The organism is Pseudomonas sp. F220, from assembly GCF_057813935.1.
Window position 1 is genome coordinate 338,681 of sequence record NZ_JBVASJ010000001.1, and the last position, 18,506, is coordinate 357,186.

An 18,506-nucleotide genomic window follows, 5' to 3' on the forward strand; every position below is an offset into this window, starting at 1 on the left:
GCCATGCATGAAATGACCGCCACCGTGCAGGAAGTCGCGCGCAACGCCGAAGAAGCCTCCGAAGCCGCCGTCGCTGCCGACCAGCAGGCCCGCGAAGGCGACAAAGTGGTGGGCGAGGCGATCGCACAGATCGAACGCCTGGCCACTGAGGTCGGCAACTCCACCGAAGCCATGAGCCACCTCAAGCGCGAAAGCGACAAAATCGGCAGTGTGCTCGACGTGATCAAATCCGTGGCACAACAGACCAACCTGCTGGCCCTCAACGCCGCCATCGAAGCCGCCCGTGCTGGTGAGGCCGGACGCGGTTTCGCGGTGGTCGCCGATGAAGTGCGCAGCCTCGCCCAGCGCACCCAGAAGTCCACCGAAGAAATCGAAGAACTGATCGCTGGCCTGCAAAGCGGCACCCAGCAAGTCGCCAACATCATGGACAACAGCCGCAGCCTGACCGACAGCAGCGTCGAACTGACCCGACGTGCGGGTAGTTCGTTGACAAACATCACCCGCACCGTGTCAGCGATTCAGGCGATGAACCAACAAATCGCTGCCGCCGCAGAGCAGCAGAGCGCCGTGGCCGAAGAGATCAACCGCAGCGTGCTGAATGTGCGCGATGTGTCCGAGCAGACCTCGGCAGCGAGTGAAGAAACGGCAGCCTCCAGCGTCGAGCTGGCGCGACTGGGCACTCATCTGCAGATGCTGGTCGGCCGGTTCAGGACCTGAAGAGCGAGCGACTGTCACAACTACCTAGCAGTTCTGCTAGGTAGACATCGTTTTCACGCCGGTAGAAGCTGGATCAATCGCCTAGCCGCCTGAAGATGATCAATGTCCAACACACGTGACAGCTTATTAATCCGCTACCAATACGATGCGCTTGATCGGTTGGTCAGTTGCACACTCAGCGGTCGGTCTCGTGTAGATCGCCTCTATCAAAAAGACCGATTGACTACGGAAATTCAAGGTTCCGTACAACGTCAGATATTTCAATGCGCAGACATGTTATTGGCGGAACTGCAGCAGGAGGAAACCAGGCGCACTTCGTTACTAATGACCGATAAACAACGTTCGGTATTACAAACTACCGATGGCGAATCGGCCTATACGCCTTACGGTCATCGTCCGGTTGACGGGGGATTAGCCAGCCTTCTGGGCTTCAACGGTGAACGTCCCGACCCTATCACCGGCCATTACTTATTGGGGAACGGACACCGGGCCTTCAATCCGGTACTTATGCGCTTCAACAACCCGGATAGCTTGAGTCCTTTTGGAAAAGGCGGCTTGAATGGCTATGCGTATTGCCAGGGAGATCCCGTTAATCGTAGCGACCCCACAGGAAAATCCTGGAGCCCTTGGGGATGGTTCGGGATGGCCGTGTCAGGCGTTACAGAATTACTGGTTACCGCTCTCCCCAAAAGCGTTAAATCCCGGATGCTTGTGCCTATAGCTGGGCACCCTACCTTTGGGAAGGCAGCCTTGACCTTATCAAAAGCGAGCGCGGGCGGTGGGGCTGTACTTTTTCTAACCACGTCCACCATTGATCTCATAGACTCTGAATCTCCAGCGTATCAACCACTCTTTATCCTTAGCTTGGCGCTCGCCGGAGTGTCTTTACTCAGCACTACTGCTCTCGTCCTGCATAAAGTCAATCGACCCCATGTCAAACCTGTTGCTTTATCTGGTTTCAGAATGCCTGGTTTTGATGTGGATGTAGTCACGCCTGGATCGACTAGAGCTTCACGCGACGATATTCGACGAAGCCCCCGACTACAAACCACCCAACTCTGAGGGAGAGATTCATATTCAGCCTGAATCGGATGGCCACCATGTGGCTGGGGCCTCAACGCCATTTACAACACCTGCCTTAAAAACGCCTGAGCCCGTAGATCCTTCGGCGAGGCAAAGAACTCGTCGGGCGGAGAGTCTTCCAGCAGTTTGCCGTGGTCGAAGAACAGCACCCGATCCGCCACTTCCCGGGCGAAGCCCATTTCGTGGGTGACGCAGACCATGGTCATGCCTTCCAGAGCCAGGGTTTTCATCACATCCAGCACTTCGCCGACCATTTCCGGGTCGAGCGCCGAGGTTGGCTCATCGAACAGCATGACCTTCGGCTCCATGGCCAGCGCCCGGGCTATCGCCACGCGCTGTTGCTGGCCGCCGGAGAGGCGTGACGGGAACTCATTGGCTTTCTGCGCGATGCCAACCTTTTCCAGCAACGCCCGGGCCTTGGCCTCGCGCTCCTGCTTACCGCGTTTGCGCACGACTTTCTGCGCCAGGCAAAGGTTTTCCAGCACGGTCATGTGCGGGAACAGGTTGAAATGCTGGAAGACCATGCCGACTTCACGCCGGTAGGCGTTGACGTCGGTTTTCGGGTCGGCCAGCTCCAGGCCGTCGATACTGACGGAGCCAGAGTCGAACGCTTCCAGGCCATTGAGGCAGCGCAGGAAGGTCGACTTGCCGGAGCCGGATGGACCGATCACCACCAGCACTTCGCCCTTGGCCACTTGAGTGGTGACGTTATCCACCGCACGGACCACTTGCCCACGGGTGTCGAAGACTTTTACCAGATCGCGGACTTCAATCACTTTGCGCGAGCCTCCGCTCAAGCCGGCTGGCGATTTTCGACAGCGGCAGGTTGATCAACAAATACAGGCCCGCCACGCAGAACAGAATTTCGAATGGCGAAAACGAGGTGGTGATGACTTCCCGGCCGCTTTTAAGCAGCTCGGTAATGGCGATTACCGACACCAGCGAGGTGTCTTTCACCAGACTGATGAACTGCCCGGCCAGGGGCGGTAGAACGCGCTTGAAGGCCTGTGGCAGGACCACATGGCGCATAGATTGGCCAGCACTCAAACCGAGCGAACGTGCGGCTTCATTCTGGCCACGGGCAATCGACTGCACGCCCGAACGGATGATTTCCGCCACATAGGCACCAGTGAACAGCGACAGCGCGGCAACCCCGGCGAACTCGCGGGAGAGGTTTAGCACCGTGCCGATAAAGAAGTAGAAGATGAATATCTGCACCAGCAACGGCGTGCCGCGCACCAGTTCGACATAGATCGTCGACAGGTCGCGCAGGGTCGGGTTGTTCGACAGCCGGCACAAGCCGGTAGCCAGCCCGATCAGCAACCCGAGCACACCAGAGACCACTGACAGCCATAATGTGGTCCATAAGCCCCACAGCAGAGGCCCAGCCGCCCAATGACGGGTGACACCAACCACATCGCCTTCGGCCACCTCATCGCCACGGGCGACTTGCAGACTGTTGTCGTCGACAGTCAGGTGCTGCTCGTCACCGGCGTCGTTGCGCAGGGTGACTTCGGCCTGATCACCTTTGCGCACCAGTTCGCTGACGATGGAGATATCCGCCGCTCGCTGGGATTCTTCGGCATGGTAGGCGAAGTATTGCGGCACGCGGTTCCAGCGCCATTCGTAGGACATCAGCGAGGTAGCGTAATACAACGCGCCGGCCAGACCGATCAGCACCAGCACGGTCAACACGTGCCAGGGCCATTGGGCTTTTTTCTGTTTCATTGGGTTTGCAGTTCCGAATTCTGTGTCGCCTGGGAGGCCGTTTTCGCGAGCAAGCTCGCTCCTACAGGGGATCTGCTTCAAGCACACATTTTGTGTGCACCGGAGATCAATTGTGGGAGCGAGCTTGCTCGCGATGGAGGCGACGCGGTCTAACTGACCGAGCGTCGCTTGTCAGCCTTACTCCATATCCTTGAGCCAGGCGCTCTCTTTGAACCACTTGTCATGGATGCGATCGTAGGTGCCGTCTTCGTGGATCTGGTGCAGGAAGTTGTTGATGAAGTTGATGCTGTCGTAGTCACCCTTCTTCAGACCAAAGGCCAGCGGCTCGTAGGTGAACGGCTTGTCGAGGAACACCAGCTTGCCGTTACCCACCTTGTTCACCGCCACGACGTTGTATGGCGCGTCGTAGATGAAGGCGTCAGCCTTGCCGTTGACCACGTCGAGCACCGCTTCTTGCTCGTTATCGTAGCCGTGGTATTTGGCTTTGGAGATCAGCTTTCTGGCGACCATTTCGCCGGTGGTACCCAGTTTGGAGGTGATGCGGTAGTCGGCGGTATTCAAGTCTTTATAGGACTTGATGGTGCCTTCCAGTTCTTTACGGATCAGCAGGGTCTGGCCAACCACGATGAAAGGTTCGCTGAAGTTCAGGCGCAGGTTGCGTTCCTGGGTCAGGGTCATGCCGCTGCCGATCATGTCGAACTTGTCGGTCATCAGGGCCGGGATAATGCCGTCATAACCGGTGGAAACCATTTCCAGTTTGACGCCCATGGCCTTGGCCATGGCTTTGAGCAGGTCGACTTCGAAGCCAATGATCTCGCCGCGCTTGTTGGTCATTTCAAACGGCATGTAAGTCGGGTCCATGCCGACTTTCAGCGTACCGCGCTTGACCGCGTCATCAATGGCGCCGGCCTGAGCGGTGTTGACTGCAACCAATGCCGTGACGCCAAGCAACAGCATCGAGAGATACTTCTTCATCATCAAGTCCCCTGAACCTACTTTTTTGAGGCGCGCAAAAAGCAGGTTTTCTTTTGAAAACCAGCAGATACGAACAATAAGTTGTCCGGGCGCACCAATTCGGGGAGCGATGCTAACTCACTCGTTTGTTTGCACAAGGGTTTAAGGAAGATTTGTTATTGCGAGGAGTTGGAACGCTCAACAAAAAAGATCGCAGCCTCCGGCAGCTCCTACACCAACCGCGTATACCCGTGAATTATCGGATATACACAAATCCTGTAGGAGCTGCCGCTAGGCTGCGATCTTTTGGCAGCTCCCGTTCCCTGGCCGGGAACGAGGGGTTTCATCACGCCGGCTGTACTTCAGCAGACAGCGGCTTTAACGGCAGCAGCGGTGCATGCGGATCGTCTTTGATCGACTGGCGCCAGGCACCGAGCCACTCGGCGTGGGCTTCGCTCCAGACCTGGTCATGCAAGCGAGCCAACGCAACCGGGTCGCTGAGCAGTGCCAGACGCTCATTGTTGTCGAGCCCCGCAGGGCCAACTTTCAGCGCGTGACGCACCCGCTCGATACGCAACCACTCGATCGGCTCGGCCTGGCCGTGACGGGCCGTGGCCAGGGCGCAAGCCAGGGCGTTCTGCTGTGGATCGACCACTGCCCGCACGAAGCCTTCTTTCAGCGCATGCCAACGGTTTTCGTGGGTGTATTGATCGGTCGCCAGCAAGGCCTGTGGCGGTGCGTATTCCTCAGGGATCAGGAACAGGCTTTCGTCTCGAGACTTAAGGCCCAACTTGACCCGACTGGAGATCACCGACACAGGGATCGACAACATCAGCGAACCGACGATCGGCACCAGCCACCACAGGAAGCTCGGGTTCAGCCAGATCACCAGCAAGGCCCAGAGAAAGCCCAGCAAGGTTTGCGGGCCATGGCGACGCACAGCTTCACTCCACGGCGTGGAGTCGTCGTCACGTTGCGGCGAGTTCCAGGTCGCGGCCCAGCCGAGGAACGCGGCGAGCACGAAACGGGTGTGGAAAATCATCCGCACCGGTGCCAACAGCATAGAGAACAACATCTCCAGCAACATCGACAGGGTGACCTTGAACTTGCCACCGAACTCTTTCGCGCCCTTGGCCCAGATCAGGATGATGCTCAGCAATTTCGGCAGGAATAGCAGCACGATGGTCGTCGAGAACAGCGCGACAGCCTTGTCCGGGTGCCATTGCGGCCACAGCGGATAGAGCTGTCGAGGCTCCATGAAGTACTGCGGTTCCATCAGCGTGTTGACCGCCAGCAGGGCTGTCGACAGCACCAGGAAGAAGAACCACAACGGTGCCGACAGGTACGACATCACGCCGGTCAGGAACACTGCGCGGTGCACCGGGTGCATGCCCTTGACCAGGAACAGCCGGAAGTTCATCAGGTTACCGTGGCACCAGCGACGGTCACGCTTGAGTTCGTCCAGCAGGTTCGGCGGCAGCTCTTCGTAGCTGCCGGGCAAGTCGTAGGCAATCCACACGCCCCAGCCGGCACGGCGCATCAGCGCAGCTTCGACGAAGTCGTGAGAAAGGATCGCACCCGCGAACGCACCTTTACCGGGCAATGGCGCCAAGGCGCAATGCTCGATAAACGGCTTCATGCGGATGATCGCGTTGTGACCCCAATAGTGGGATTCGCCCAACTGCCAAAAGTGCAGGCCAGCGGTGAACAGCGGGCCATAAACGCGGGTCGCGAACTGCTGCATGCGCGCATACAGCGTGTCCATGCCCGAAGCACGCGGCGCGGTCTGAATGATCCCTGCGTCCGGCGTGGCTTCCATCAAGCGCACCAGACTGGTCAGGCATTCGCCGCTCATTACGCTGTCAGCGTCGAGCACCACCATGTACTTGTAATCACCGCCCCAGCGACGGCAGAAGTCGTCGAGGTTGCCGCTCTTGCGTTTGACCCGACGGCGACGGCGGCGATAGAAGATCCGCCCGAAGCCTTTGGCTTCGCGGCAGACGTCCAGCCAGGCCTGCTGTTCGGCAACGCAGATATCGCTGTCGTTACTGTCGCTGAGGACGAAGAAGTCGAAGCGATCCATGTCACCGGTCGCCGCGACCGACTCGAAGGTCGCTCGCAAACCCGCGAATACGCGCGGCACGTCTTCGTTGCAGATCGGCATGACCAGCGCGGTGCGGGCTTCTTTGGGAATCGGCTCGTCACCGGCACTGGCGCCGGAAATACGGTATTTGTCATGCCCGGTAAGCAACTCGAGGAAGCCCATCAGAGCAGTCCAGAAGCCTGCCGATACCCAGCAGAACAAAATCCCGAACAGAATCAGGATGCTGGTTTGCAGCGCGTACGGCAGCACTTGCGTGGCAGTTTGGGTAAACGGCTGATGCAGGACTTCGTTCAGGTCGACGAAGGACCAGCCCTGGTACGGCATGATGCCTTTCATGTACCAGCCGGCGACGATGGTCTGGCCGAGCATCAGTGTCAGCAAGATGTAGCGACGGATCGAACCCACCGTGCGCCAGCGGGCAGCCGGCAGCACGCGCTCGTCGATCTTCGGTGCTGGCGGGTTGGTACGCCCGGTCAGACGACGCCAGCCGCGCACCAGAATATTGGTGCGCCACGGCTCCGGTACAACCTTGGTCCGGCGAATCGGCGGGGTCGCTTTGAGGCAGACCCGGCCGCTGGCGTCGACCGCCAACATCTCGGCCTCCTCCAGCTCTTGCGCGGAGTTCAAGACCAGACGGCGGCCTACTGAGGCTTGTGCAGCTTCGGCAGACGCGTCGAATGTCGAGGACGACAGACGTTCATGCAACTCGCTGAACGATTTGCAGCCCGTCAGTTCCGTGCGCTGCGCATCGCTCATCGGCAAATGTGCCAGATACTCGGCAAGAGTCTCTGGCTGTACTTGGGAATTACTCATCGGCAGGCAACTGGTAGCTCCAGGTCTCGGTCAAGACTTGTTCAGTTTTTACCGATTCCGGTGTGGCTGGGGTCGCTTCGGCAGCAGCAGGCTGCTTGGCGTCTTGTTCTTTCTTCTGCTTCTCTTGCTTCTCTTGCTTCTCTTGCTGCTTGGCAGCGATCTTCTCGGCCTTGGCAACGGAAGAATTGGCCGTCGCAGCCGAAGCTTTGACTGGCTCAGGTGCAACAATGTTCTGGACCAGTGCGGCACGCATCTCAGTGGACTTGCTCGGGTCCTTGATCTTCATGCGCAGCATCAGGCGCCAGCCTTGGGTCTCTGGGTTGTAGCGAACACTATTTTCCACCAGTTCTGCGTTGTCGCCAACGCTGACCTGACTGCGAACCGGCGTATCTTCCGGCAGAGCCTTGAGGGACGGGCCTACGAAGTCCACCAGGTAAGCGACGCTGCCGTCCGGCTGACGGATCAGATTGGACTGCTTCACGTCACCGGTAGAACGCAGGGTCTGCTGGACCCAGGCACTGTCGGCCGGATGCAATGCAGCTTCGTCGATGGTCCAGTGCAGACGGTAGGCGAAGTCCAGCGGCTGGCCTGGCTCTGGGAGTTTTTCCGGACTCCAGAAAGCAACGATATTGTCATTGGTTTCGTCGGCGGTCGGAATCTCGACCAGATCGACAGAACCTTTGCCCCAGTCGCCTTGTGGCTCGATCCAGGCGCTTGGACGCTTGTCGTAGCGGTCGTCGAGGTCTTCGTAGTGGCTGAAGTCACGACCACGTTGCAGCAGGCCGAAACCACGCGGGTTTTCCACCGAGAAGTTGCTTACGGCCAAGTGTTTTGGGTTGTTCAACGGACGCCAGATCCACTCGCCATTGCCGGCATGAATCGACAGACCGCTGGAGTCGTGCAGCTCGCGACGGTAGTTGAGTACTTTCGATGGCTGGTTGGCGCCGAACAGGAACATGCTGGTCAGCGGCGCAATACCGAGCTTGGTGACCTTGTCACGCAGGAACATCTGCGCCTTGACGTCGACAATGGTGTCGCTGCCCGGACGCAGGATCAGCCGGTAAGCGCCGGTCGCGCGTGGCGAATCCAGCAGGGCGAAGATCACCAGGTGTTTGTCGGTCGGCTTGGGTTGCTGAATCCAGAACTCGGTGAAGCGCGGGAATTCTTCGCCGGACGGCAGTGCGGTATCGATGGCCAGGCCGCGGGCGGACAAGCCATAGGTGTGACCTTTACCGACAACGCGGAAATAACTCGCGCCGAGCATGGTCATGATCTCGTCTTGCTTGTCAGCCTTGTTGATCGGGTACAGCACACGGAAACCGGCATAACCCAGTTGTTCGGTGGCCTTTGGATCGACTTTGATGTCGCCGAAATCGAAACGACTCGGGTCGTACTTGATCTCTTCAACGGTGTTGGCGGTGATTTCGTTGATTTTCACCGGGGTGTCGAAATGCATGCCCTGGTGATAGAACGACAGCTTGAACGGGGTTTTCTGGTCGGCCCATTCAGCTTTCTCGGTGCGGAAACGAATTTTTTGGTAATCCGCAAACTTCATTTCACGGAATTCGTTCGGCAGGTTACTGCGCGGGGCTTCGTACTTCTGCCCGGCCAGCTCTTTTGCCTTGGCCGACACATCATCCAGATCGAATGCCCAAAGCTGGCCGGCGCTGAGCAGACAAAGCAGTGCTGAGCCCGTCACCAGTGCGCTTCGTAACCGTTTGGCAGACAATATTGGTGCATTACAGGGACTAACAATCACGAGCAACCCTCGCCGAAAACAGATCAAAAAACCAACGGCCAGATAAAGTGCCTGTGAGGTGTGCGGCATGAAAAAACCGACCTTACAAACCACTCTTGCCAAGTTGGCGAGCATTATTCCGACTCCGATGGGGCTAAATGATTCCCCAAACGGTTCAGAACAAGGCTCTACTTAAGTCAAAATGGACCAACGAACGCTGATCCCCGTAGCGCGCGATTATCTAGTAGCCAGCGTTACAACGCATCAGGGGCAACAAAGTATTTATCGCGAAAAGCCCCTGTTTTCGGCCTAAAAGGGCTTAAAACGATGTTTCAAGCCCTTTTAGGTCTGTAACAGGAAGGTTACCGGGCCATCATTGACCAAATGCACCTGCATGTCTGCGCCAAATATCCCTGATGCCACATTGCTATGCAACTGATGCGCCTTGGCTAATAGATAGCCAAAAAGCTCTTCTCCCAATGCCGGAGGGGCCGCAGTAGAAAAGCTCGGACGCAAGCCATTTTTAGTGTCGGCAGCCAGCGTGAACTGTGACACCAGTAGCAAACCGCCGCCGACATCGGCCAAAGACAAGTTCATCTTGCCCTCGGCATCAGTGAACACCCGATAGTTAAGCAGCTTATGCAGCAATTTATCGGCGCTGGCCCGGGTGTCCTCGGGCTCGACCGCCACCAGCACCAGCAAACCCTGGTCGACCGCACCAACGATTTCCCCAGCCACTTCGACTCGCGCGCCACGCACGCGTTGTAGCAGGCCCTTCATGCTTCTTCAGGCGGCAGGTCAAGCAAGCGTCGGGCCATTTTGCTGGCCGCGCGCACCAGCGCATCGGTAATTCCAGGTTCCGACGCCGCATGACCGGCATCGCGAATGACCTGCAGCTCGCTGTTCGGCCAGTTCTGATGCAGCTCCCAAGCGTTATCCAATGGACAGATCACATCGTAGCGGCCATGGACGATCACACCCGGCAAGTGGGCGATCTTCTGCATGTCGCGGATCAACTGGTTGGGCTCAAGGAAAGCATTGTTGGTGAAATAGTGGCATTCGATCCGGGCAATCGACAATGCGCGCTGCGGCTCGGAGAAGCGTTCAACGACCATCGGGTTGGGACGCAAGGTTGCGGTACGACCTTCCCATGTCGACCAGGCTTTGGCCGCGTGCATCTGGGCGATCTGGTCGTTGCCGGTCAAGCGTTTGTGGAAAGCACCGAGCAGGTCGTCGCGCTCATCCAGCGGAATCGGCGCCAGGTAGTCTTGCCAGTAATCCGGGAACAGGCGGCTGGCACCGGCCTGGTAGAACCATTCGATTTCCTGCGGACGGCAGAGAAAGATCCCACGCAGAATCAGCCCGTGGACCCGCTCCGGATGGGTTTGCGCGTAAGCCAGCGCCAGGGTCGAACCCCAGGAGCCTCCGAACAACACCCACTTTTCGATGCCCAAATGCTGGCGAATCCGCTCAAGGTCGGCGACCAGATCCCAGGTCGTGTTGTTTTCAAGGCTGGCATGAGGCGTCGAACGACCGCAACCGCGCTGATCGAAGGTGACAATGCGATACAGGTTTGGATCGAAAAAACGACGGCTTTGCGCATCGCATCCGGCCCCAGGTCCACCGTGGATGAATACCACCGGCAAACCTTCCGGTGAACCACTTTCGTCGACATACAGTACATGTGGCTTATCGACGGCCAGATCGTGCCGGGCGTAGGGTTTGATCTGCGGGAACAAAGTCTGCATTGCGCGCTCCGTAAGGGGTCGAGGTCATCCCTGGGGGGACTTCTATTATTCTGCCGTCCGGCATCATAAACCCGAATTGTGCAATGAGCATGTCCTTGGAGAAATTGGGGGTGTTGGGTTCAACCGAAGGCGGACGCAGAGCGTCCAGGGCGGCATTCCCACGCAGAGCGTGGGAATGATCTTTCGTACTATTCGCTATAACGCTTCTGTGCCCAGTCCAGTAACCCTTGCAGCAATTCCTTGAGCACCACCTGAGTCGGCGCCGCAAGATCAGCGCGATAACGGAACGGCTCGACCTCTTCCATGTAAGTACGTTGCCCCAGCTCAAGCTGCACCGCATGGATGTTTTCAGCCGGGTTGCCGTAATGCCGGGTGATGTGACCCCCCTTGAAACGTCCGTTCAGCACATGACTGTAGTCCGCGTGCCGGGCGCAGATAGCTTCCAGCTGGCTGGCCAGTTGAGGATCACAACTGGCGCCATTGAAGGTCCCGAGGTTGAAGTCCGGCAGCTGCCCTTCGAACAGATGCGGGATCACCGAGCGGATCGAATGCGCGTCGAACAGCAATGCATAACCGAACTCGGCCTTCAACCGCGCCAGCTCTTGTTGCAAGGTGCTGTGATACGGCGTCCAGACCTGCTCGAGATAACGGGCGCGTTCCTCGGCTGACGGTTCAAGCCCTTCGCGGAACAATGGCACGCCGTCGAACAGCGTCGCCGGGTACAAACCGGTAGTAGCGCCGACATATAAAGGCTTGTCGTCGGAAGGCCGGTTCAGGTCGATGACGAACCGCGAGTACTCGGCGGCCAGGGTGCTGGCACCCAACTCTTGCGCGAACTGGTAGAGCTGCGGGATATGCCAGTCGGTATCCGGCAGGCTTTGCGCCTCGGGAATCAGCCCGGCTTCTACCGCAGGAGTCAGACGCAGGCCGGCATGGGGCATGCTGATCAGCAACGGCACCCGGCCTTGTTTGAAGTTCAGAACCTTATCCACAGCCATTCTCCTAAATCGTGACTTCAACGCCGTGACGCACGACGCGTTTATCCAGGTCGCCGCCCAGCCAATACGCCAGGTCCGCCGGACGATCGATCTGCCAGGCGACGAAATCCGCCACCTTGCCGACTTCCAGCGAGCCATGGGTTGTGTCCATGCCCAGCGCGGTGGCCGCATGAATGGTCACACCGGCCAAGGCTTCTTCCGGGGTCATACGGAAACAGGTGCAGGCCATGTTTAGCATCAGCCGCACCGACAGCGCTGGCGAGGTGCCTGGATTGAGGTCGCTGGCGACGGCGATTTTCACCCCGTGTTTGCGCAAAGCCTCCATCGGCGGCAACTGGGTTTCGCGCAGGAAGTAGAACGCCCCCGGCAACAGCACAGCAACAGTGCCGGATTTGGCCATGGCGATCGCGTCGTCTTCGGTCATGAACTCCAGATGGTCGGCCGACAACGCGTGATAACGCGCCGCCAGACTCGATCCGTGCAGAGACGACAGCTGCTCGGCGTGCAGTTTTACCGGCAAACCGAGGTTCTGCGCGGCGATGAACACCCGCTCGACCTGCTCCGGGGAAAACGCCAGGTATTCGCAAAACGCATCTACCGCGTCCACCAGCCCTTCAGCGGCCAGCGCCGGAAGCATTTCGGTGCAGATGTGATCGATGTAGTCGTCAGCGCGATCCGCGTATTCCGGCGGCAAGGCGTGAGCGGCCAGGCAGGTGCTACGCACGCTGACCGGCAACTCGGCGCCCAGACGGCGGATCACCCGCAAGATCTTGCGTTCACTGGCCAGATCCAGGCCATAGCCGGACTTGATCTCGACGCTAGTGACGCCGTCGCGCAACAAGCTTTTCAAGCGCTTGTACGCGCTGGCGAACAATTCGTCCTCGCTGGCAGCCCGGGTCGCGCGCACGGTGCTGGCAATGCCACCACCGGCAGCGGCGATTTCGGCATAGCTCACGCCTTGCAGACGCTGCTCGAACTCGCCGCTGCGATTGCCACCGAACACCGTGTGGGTGTGGCAGTCGATCAGGCCCGGCGTGACCCAGGCTCCGGCGAGGTCATGCACCTCGGGGTATTCGCCTGCCGGCAGTTCACTGCGCGGGCCGATCCACTCTATGTGCGCTCCTGACGTCACAATGGCGGCATCCTCGATGATCGAGTAATTGCCCTGCGCCATGCTTGCGACGTGGCAGTGTTGCCAGAGAGTTTTCATCCGAGGCCTCCGTTAGGTTATCGATGAGACAAAGAAAGGTCGTTGGAAATCTGTGCCGCCTGCCCTGCCGCGGGCTTGACCCACAACAGGTAGGCCAGTACCAGCAGGGCAATCCACACCACGCCGACGATCAAGGCTGCCTGAGTATCCGGGAAGTAGCCAAGTACACCGAAGATAAACACCATGAAGGCAATCGCCGCCATTGGCGCATACGGCCAGAACGGCACCGGAAACTTCAATTTGGCAACTTCGTCCGAGGTCATCGAGCGACGCATGGCCACCTGGGTGACCAGAATCATCAACCAGACCCAGACCGTGGCGAAGGTCGCAATCGAGGCGATCAGCATGAACACGTTTTCCGGGATCAGGTAGTTCAGCAGCACGCCACCGAGCAAGGCTGCGCTCATAACCACCACGGTCATCCATGGCACGCCATGGCGCGACAACTGACCAAAGCCCTTCGGCGCCTGACCTTGCTGGGCCAGACCGTACATCATGCGGCCGGCACCAAAGATGTCACTGTTGATAGCCGAGACCGCCGCCGAGATCACCACAATATTGAGGATGGTCGCCGCCGAGCTGATGCCCAGGTTGTCGAAAATCTGCACGAACGGGCTGCCTTGGCTACCGATTTGCTGCCATGGGTAGATTGACATCAGCACGAACAGGGTCAGCACGTAGAACAGCAGAATCCGCAAGGGAACGGCGTTGATAGCCTTTGGCAGAACATGCTGCGGGTCTTTCGCTTCACCAGCGGTCACGCCGATGATTTCGATGCCGCCGAACGCAAACATCACCACTGCAAACGACGCGATCAGGCCACCGACACCATTGGGCATAAAACCGCCATGGCTCCAGAGGTTGCTGATACCCGTGTCCGCGCCAGGTGTGGCGGTGCTGATACCGAACAGCATGATGCCAAAACCGCCGAGGATCATCGCGACAATGGCCGCGACTTTGAGCAGCGACAGCCAGAACTCCATTTCACCGAAGACTTTGACGTTGCACAGGTTCAGCCCGCCGATCACGGACACAATGCCGAGCACCCAGATCCAGCGCGCGACTTCCGGGAACCAGAAGCCCATATAGATGCCGAATGCAGTGACATCGGCCATGCCCACGATGACCATCTCAAACGCGTAGGTCCAACCGAGAATAAAGCCCGCCATCGGCCCCAGGTAAGTGCTGGCGTACTGACCGAAAGAACCGGAAACAGGGTTATGCACAGCCATCTCACCGAGGGCGCGCATGACCATAAACACCGCCGCGCCACCAATCAGGTACGCCAGCAATACTGCAGGACCGGCCATTTGAATGGCCGAAGCAGAACCGTAAAACAGCCCGGTGCCGATTGCCGACCCCAGTGCCATGAAGCGAATATGGCGAGCCGATAGCCCGCGTTTCAAGCCTTTTGCTTGCTGCTGCATTTCTCGTCCTTAGTTGTTTTTGTCGGAGAAAATCGATAGGAGGCGAATGAGCTGAGTCAGACTTGAGATCTCTGGCGTCAGCAAAATCGCCCCCTCACCCTAACCCTCTCCCCAGAGGGGAGAAGGAACTGACCGCGAGTTTCTTCCGAGGTGCTGCGACCTGCAATCTCGAGGTGAATGCACCTCTCGAAAACAACACAGATCGGCTCCCTTCCCCCTCTCCCCCTTGGGGAGAGGGTTGGGGTGAGGGGTGATTTTCGAGCGCACCGCAAAATGCCAGGCTCTACCCTCCCCCTCAAGCCATCAGAGGCTAGGCAGCAACTTCGCCAACACCAGCTCGTTCAAGCAACGCGAAGCCAACAGCTCGCTTGCAGCATTGATGTCTGGAGCAAAGAAGCGGTCCTTCTCGTAGAACGGTACTTTGTCGCGCAGGATGCCGCGGGCTTTTTCAAGCTTGGTCGAAGTCTTCAGACCGTCGCGCAGGTCCAGGCCCTGGCAAGCGGCGAGCCATTCCACAGCGAGAACGCCACGGGTATTTTCAGCCATTTCCCAGAGACGCTTACCGGCGGCAGGCGCCATGGAAACATGGTCTTCCTGGTTGGCGGAAGTCGGCAGGCTGTCCACCGAATGCGGGTGCGACAGGGCTTTGTTTTCGCTGGCCAATGCCGCAGCAGTCACCTGAGCGATCATGAAGCCGGAGTTGACCCCGCCGTTGGCCACCAGGAACGGCGGCAATTGCGACATGTGCTTGTCCATCATCAGCGAGATGCGGCGTTCGCTCAGCGAGCCGATTTCAGCAATGGCCAGCGCCATGTTGTCAGCGGCCATGGCCACAGGCTCGGCGTGGAAGTTACCGCCGGAGATCACGTCACCTTCAGCAGCGAACACCAAAGGGTTATCCGACACTGCGTTAGCTTCGATGCTCAGCACTTCAGCGGCCTGACGGAACTGGGTCAGACACGCGCCCATGACTTGCGGCTGGCAGCGCAGCGAGTACGGGTCCTGAACCTTTTCGCAGTTCTGGTGCGAATCGGAAACCTGGCTGCGCTCACCCAACAGATCGCGGTAAGCGGCAGCAGCATCGATCTGGCCTTTTTGACCACGGGCAGCGTGAATACGCGCATCGAACGGCGAGCGCGAGCCCAGCACCGCCTCAACAGTCAGGCCGCCCAGGGCCAGTGCGCCAGCGAACAGGTCTTCACCTTCGAACAGGCCACGCAGCGCGTAGGCGGTGGACACCTGAGTACCGTTGAGCAGCGCCAGACCTTCTTTGGCAGCCAGGGTCAGCGGTTGCAGGCCAGCAACTTTCAGCGCTTCAGTCGCTTCCAGCCATTCGCCCTTGTAGCGCGCCTTGCCTTCGCCCAGCAGCACCAACGACATGTGGGCCAATGGCGCCAAGTCGCCGGAGGCACCGACCGAACCTTTCAACGGAATGTGCGGGTAAACCTCGGCGTTGATCAGTGCGATCAGCGCGTCGATCACCACCCGGCGAATGCCGGAGAAACCACGGCTCAGGCTGTTGACCTTGAGCACCATGACCAGACGCACCAGGGCGTCGCTGATCGGCTCGCCCACGCCGGCAGCGTGAGACAACACCAACGAACGCTGGAGATTTTCCAGGTCTTCGCTGGCGATACGGGTCGAGGCCAGCAGACCGAAACCGGTGTTGATGCCGTAAGCGGTGCGGTTTTCAGCGAGGATCTGTTCCACGCAAGCGACGCTGGCTTCGATCTGTGCCGAGGCGCTGTCATCAAGGCTGATTTTTACTGGCTGCTGATAGACAGCACGCAATTGGGCAAGGCTCAGTTGGCCAGGGATAAGATTCAGAGCAGTCACATTCATTCTCCTTTTGAGAGTTTTATTTAACTAACTAACCAGACGCTCCGGATGATTCCGTTGTCCGTCGCTGCCCGCTTTTTGAGGGGGATAGCGCCTTGGCACGCTGGCTTTTGTAGAAATCAGTACAGCTTCGGTACAGCGTTTTGCAGATTCTGATGACGCAACGGGGCGCCTTCTATTACGACTTGTTCAACCTGAAACATCTTCAACCTCATTCAAATAACTTCAAAAGATCGCAGCCTTCGGCAGCTCCTACGCCGAATGCGGACTCCTGTAGGAGCTGCCGCAGGCTGCGATCTCTTCATTGCTTAAACCACCGCCGCACGACGCTGGACAAACCGGTCGACGTATTCATCGGCCGGCGAGTGAAGGATCTCTTTCGGCGTGCCCACCTGAATCAACCGGCCGTCCTTGAGAATCGCGATGCGATTGCCAATGCGCACGGCTTCGTCGAGGTCGTGAGTAATGAATACGATGGTCTTGTGCAGAGTCTTTTGCAGTTCGAGCAACTGGTCCTGCATCTCGGCACGGATCAACGGGTCAAGTGCACTGAAGGCTTCGTCCATCAGAATGATGTCGGTGTCCGCTGCCAGTGCTCGAGCCAGGCCGACGCGCTGACGCATGCCACCCGATAGCTGATGCGGGTATTTGTTTTCGTAACCCTTCAGGCCCACGGTATTGATCCAGTGCTGTGCGCGCTCGGCGCACACTTCTTTGCTCTCACCACGCACCTTCAAGCCGTAGGCAATGTTGTCCTGCACATTCTTGTGGGGCAACAGGCCGAAGCTCTGGAACACCATGCTGATCTTGTGCCGACGGAATTGGCGCAGGGCTTCCATGTCGTATTGCAGGATGTCCACGCCGTCCACCAGGATCGCGCCGCTGGTCGGATCGATCAGGCGATTGATGTGGCGTACCAGAGTCGATTTACCGGAACCTGACAGGCCCATGATCACAAATATTTCGCCGGTAGCGATGCTCAACGACAGATCGTTCACGCCGATCACGCAGCCGGTCTCGGCCAGCACCTGATCCTTGCTCATGTTCTGTCGGATCATGTTCAGCGCCTCTGCCGAACGGTTACCGAAAATCTTGAAGACGTTTTTGACTTCGATCTTGGCTGGGCTACTCATTGGCTCACCTCATGCCGTGGACGACCGTAGGCTTGGGTAATACGGTCAATGACCACCGCAAGAATCACGATCGCCAGACCGGCTTCAAGACCACGTCCGACATTGAGGGTCTGGATACCCACCAGCACGTCTTCACCCAGACCACGAGCACCGATCATCGAAGCGATCACCACCATCGACAGGGCCATCATGGTGGTCTGGTTGATCCCGGCCATGATGCTCGGCAGCGCCAGCGGCAGTTGCACGCCGAACAGTTGCTGCCAGCGGTTGGCACCGAAGGCATTGATCGCTTCCATCACTTCACCATCGACCTGGCGAATGCCCAGATCGGTCAGGCGAATCAGCGGCGGTACGGCGTAGATCACGGTGGCGAAAATCGCCGGGACCTTGCCCAGACCGAACAGCATCAGGACCGGAATCAGGTACACGAAGCTGGGCATGGTTTGCATGATGTCGAGCAGTGGCATCAGCACCGAACGCAGACGATTACGGCGCGCAGAAAGAATGCCCAACGGAATGCCGATCAGTACTGAAATAATCGTCGCCACCAGCATCAGCGCCAAAGTTTGCATGAGCTTTTCCCAGAGGCCGACAGCGCCCACCAGGAACAACAGACCAACAATCACCACCGTCGTCACCAGTTTACGGGTGGCATGCCAGGCGATACCGGCAACGATCGCCAGCATCAACCACCACGGCGCCGAGCGCAGCAGGCCTTCGAGGTTGACGATGGCCCAGAGCAAGGTGTCGGAGATGTGGCGGAACACATCTCCGTAGTTGACGACCAGCGAATCAACCCAAACGTTGACCCAGTCGGCGATAGAAAAGGTGAAGCTTTCGGGAAACATAAGAGACTCTCAATCAAGTGGATGTAGCGAACGCCCCGGCCAGCCTCTCGGTTAGCCGGGAGGTAGTCGACCTACAGTGCCGCGTTGATTTTCCTGGCAGCGTCGGTGGTAACCCACGCCTGCCAGATCTCAGGATGTTCCTTCATGAAGATCTTCGCCAGTTTCG

The 18,506-nt window shown here is 58.4% G+C and carries 15 protein-coding genes and 1 pseudogene; 2 read left to right on the forward strand and 14 right to left on the reverse strand.

All coding sequences use genetic code 11. The features are described from left to right. Positions 1-3 precede the first annotated feature (3 nt). Together ACZYSM_RS01460 and ACZYSM_RS01465 are read left to right on the forward strand one after the other, a co-directional pair. A complete protein-coding gene (locus tag ACZYSM_RS01460; protein ID WP_489068283.1) occupies positions 4-717 on the forward strand; it encodes a methyl-accepting chemotaxis protein in 714 nt (237 codons plus the stop codon). A 102-nt stretch (positions 718-819) separates the two neighbouring features. Continuing rightward, complete coding sequence (locus tag ACZYSM_RS01465; RefSeq protein WP_489068135.1) at positions 820-1,779, forward strand: RHS repeat-associated core domain-containing protein; 960 nt, start codon at positions 820-822, stop codon at positions 1,777-1,779. A gap of 62 nt (positions 1,780-1,841) precedes the next feature. Here ACZYSM_RS01465 and ACZYSM_RS01470 read toward each other — a convergent pair whose 3' ends face one another. From ACZYSM_RS01470 to ACZYSM_RS01535, 14 genes and pseudogenes are all read right to left on the reverse strand, one after another. Next, the gene (locus ACZYSM_RS01470) at positions 1,842-2,576 is read right to left on the reverse strand and encodes an amino acid ABC transporter ATP-binding protein (RefSeq protein ID WP_489068137.1); all 735 of its coding nucleotides are present in this window, start codon (positions 2,574-2,576) and stop codon (positions 1,842-1,844) included. After that, a complete protein-coding gene (locus ACZYSM_RS01475; protein ID WP_489068139.1) occupies positions 2,569-3,528 on the reverse strand; it encodes an amino acid ABC transporter permease in 960 nt (319 codons plus the stop codon). The genes ACZYSM_RS01470 and ACZYSM_RS01475 overlap by 8 nt, the downstream gene beginning before the upstream one ends. Before the next feature lie 177 nt (positions 3,529-3,705). Continuing rightward, positions 3,706-4,503 (reverse strand): transporter substrate-binding domain-containing protein, encoded by a 798-nt coding sequence (locus ACZYSM_RS01480; RefSeq protein ID WP_489068141.1) that lies wholly within the window; start codon positions 4,501-4,503, stop codon positions 3,706-3,708. 325 nt (positions 4,504-4,828) lie between these two features. After that, the gene (gene mdoH, locus ACZYSM_RS01485; protein ID WP_489068143.1) at positions 4,829-7,399 is read right to left on the reverse strand and encodes a glucans biosynthesis glucosyltransferase MdoH; all 2,571 of its coding nucleotides are present in this window, start codon (positions 7,397-7,399) and stop codon (positions 4,829-4,831) included. Next, a complete protein-coding gene (locus ACZYSM_RS01490) occupies positions 7,392-9,158 on the reverse strand; it encodes a glucan biosynthesis protein G (protein WP_489068145.1) in 1,767 nt (588 codons plus the stop codon). The genes mdoH and ACZYSM_RS01490 overlap by 8 nt, the downstream gene beginning before the upstream one ends. Before the next feature lie 321 nt (positions 9,159-9,479). Beyond that, entirely contained in the window at positions 9,480-9,917 is a 438-nt protein-coding gene (gene dtd, locus ACZYSM_RS01495; RefSeq protein WP_489068147.1) for a D-aminoacyl-tRNA deacylase, read from the reverse strand. Further along, positions 9,914-10,885 carry a prolyl aminopeptidase gene (gene pip / locus ACZYSM_RS01500; RefSeq protein ID WP_489068149.1) on the reverse strand — a complete coding sequence of 324 codons (972 nt, stop codon included), beginning with the start codon at positions 10,883-10,885 and terminating at the stop codon, positions 9,914-9,916. The genes dtd and pip overlap by 4 nt, the downstream gene beginning before the upstream one ends. A 188-nt stretch (positions 10,886-11,073) precedes the next feature. Then, positions 11,074-11,877 (reverse strand): N-formylglutamate deformylase, encoded by an 804-nt coding sequence (gene hutG, locus ACZYSM_RS01505; RefSeq protein ID WP_489068151.1) that lies wholly within the window; start codon positions 11,875-11,877, stop codon positions 11,074-11,076. Positions 11,878-11,887: 10 nt separating this feature from the next. Then, positions 11,888-13,093 carry an imidazolonepropionase gene (gene hutI / locus ACZYSM_RS01510; RefSeq protein ID WP_489068153.1) on the reverse strand — a complete coding sequence of 402 codons (1,206 nt, stop codon included), beginning with the start codon at positions 13,091-13,093 and terminating at the stop codon, positions 11,888-11,890. 17 nt (positions 13,094-13,110) lie between these two features. Then, the gene (locus tag ACZYSM_RS01515) at positions 13,111-14,520 is read right to left on the reverse strand and encodes an amino acid permease (protein ID WP_489068155.1); all 1,410 of its coding nucleotides are present in this window, start codon (positions 14,518-14,520) and stop codon (positions 13,111-13,113) included. 303 nt (positions 14,521-14,823) lie between these two features. Beyond that, positions 14,824-16,362: a histidine ammonia-lyase gene (gene hutH / locus ACZYSM_RS01520; RefSeq protein WP_489068157.1), complete on the reverse strand. Its 1,539-nt coding sequence runs from the start codon at positions 16,360-16,362 to the stop codon at positions 14,824-14,826. A gap of 305 nt (positions 16,363-16,667) precedes the next feature. Further along, entirely contained in the window at positions 16,668-17,492 is an 825-nt protein-coding gene (locus ACZYSM_RS01525) for a quaternary amine ABC transporter ATP-binding protein (RefSeq protein ID WP_489068159.1), read from the reverse strand. Then, a complete protein-coding gene (locus ACZYSM_RS01530) occupies positions 17,489-18,340 on the reverse strand; it encodes an ABC transporter permease (RefSeq protein ID WP_489068161.1) in 852 nt (283 codons plus the stop codon). The genes ACZYSM_RS01525 and ACZYSM_RS01530 overlap by 4 nt, the downstream gene beginning before the upstream one ends. A 71-nt stretch (positions 18,341-18,411) precedes the next feature. Then, positions 18,412-18,504, reverse strand: a pseudogene (locus ACZYSM_RS01535) (hypothetical protein); the annotation flags it as partial. Between the last annotated feature and the right edge of the window lie 2 nt (positions 18,505-18,506).

Coding starts and splice junctions, on each gene's coding strand:
- ACZYSM_RS01460 (WP_489068283.1), top strand. CDS start 4: ATGCATGAAATGACCGCCACCGTGCAGGAAGTCGCGCGCAACGCCGAA.
- ACZYSM_RS01465 (WP_489068135.1), top strand. CDS start 820: ATGTCCAACACACGTGACAGCTTATTAATCCGCTACCAATACGATGCG.
- ACZYSM_RS01475 (WP_489068139.1), bottom strand. CDS start 3,528: ATGAAACAGAAAAAAGCCCAATGGCCCTGGCACGTGTTGACCGTGCTG.
- ACZYSM_RS01480 (WP_489068141.1), bottom strand. CDS start 4,503: ATGAAGAAGTATCTCTCGATGCTGTTGCTTGGCGTCACGGCATTGGTT.
- mdoH (WP_489068143.1), bottom strand. CDS start 7,399: ATGAGTAATTCCCAAGTACAGCCAGAGACTCTTGCCGAGTATCTGGCA.
- dtd (WP_489068147.1), bottom strand. CDS start 9,917: ATGAAGGGCCTGCTACAACGCGTGCGTGGCGCGCGAGTCGAAGTGGCT.
- pip (WP_489068149.1), bottom strand. CDS start 10,885: ATGCAGACTTTGTTCCCGCAGATCAAACCCTACGCCCGGCACGATCTG.
- hutI (WP_489068153.1), bottom strand. CDS start 13,093: ATGAAAACTCTCTGGCAACACTGCCACGTCGCAAGCATGGCGCAGGGC.
- ACZYSM_RS01515 (WP_489068155.1), bottom strand. CDS start 14,520: ATGCAGCAGCAAGCAAAAGGCTTGAAACGCGGGCTATCGGCTCGCCAT.
- hutH (WP_489068157.1), bottom strand. CDS start 16,362: ATGAATGTGACTGCTCTGAATCTTATCCCTGGCCAACTGAGCCTTGCC.
- ACZYSM_RS01525 (WP_489068159.1), bottom strand. CDS start 17,492: ATGAGTAGCCCAGCCAAGATCGAAGTCAAAAACGTCTTCAAGATTTTC.
- ACZYSM_RS01530 (WP_489068161.1), bottom strand. CDS start 18,340: ATGTTTCCCGAAAGCTTCACCTTTTCTATCGCCGACTGGGTCAACGTT.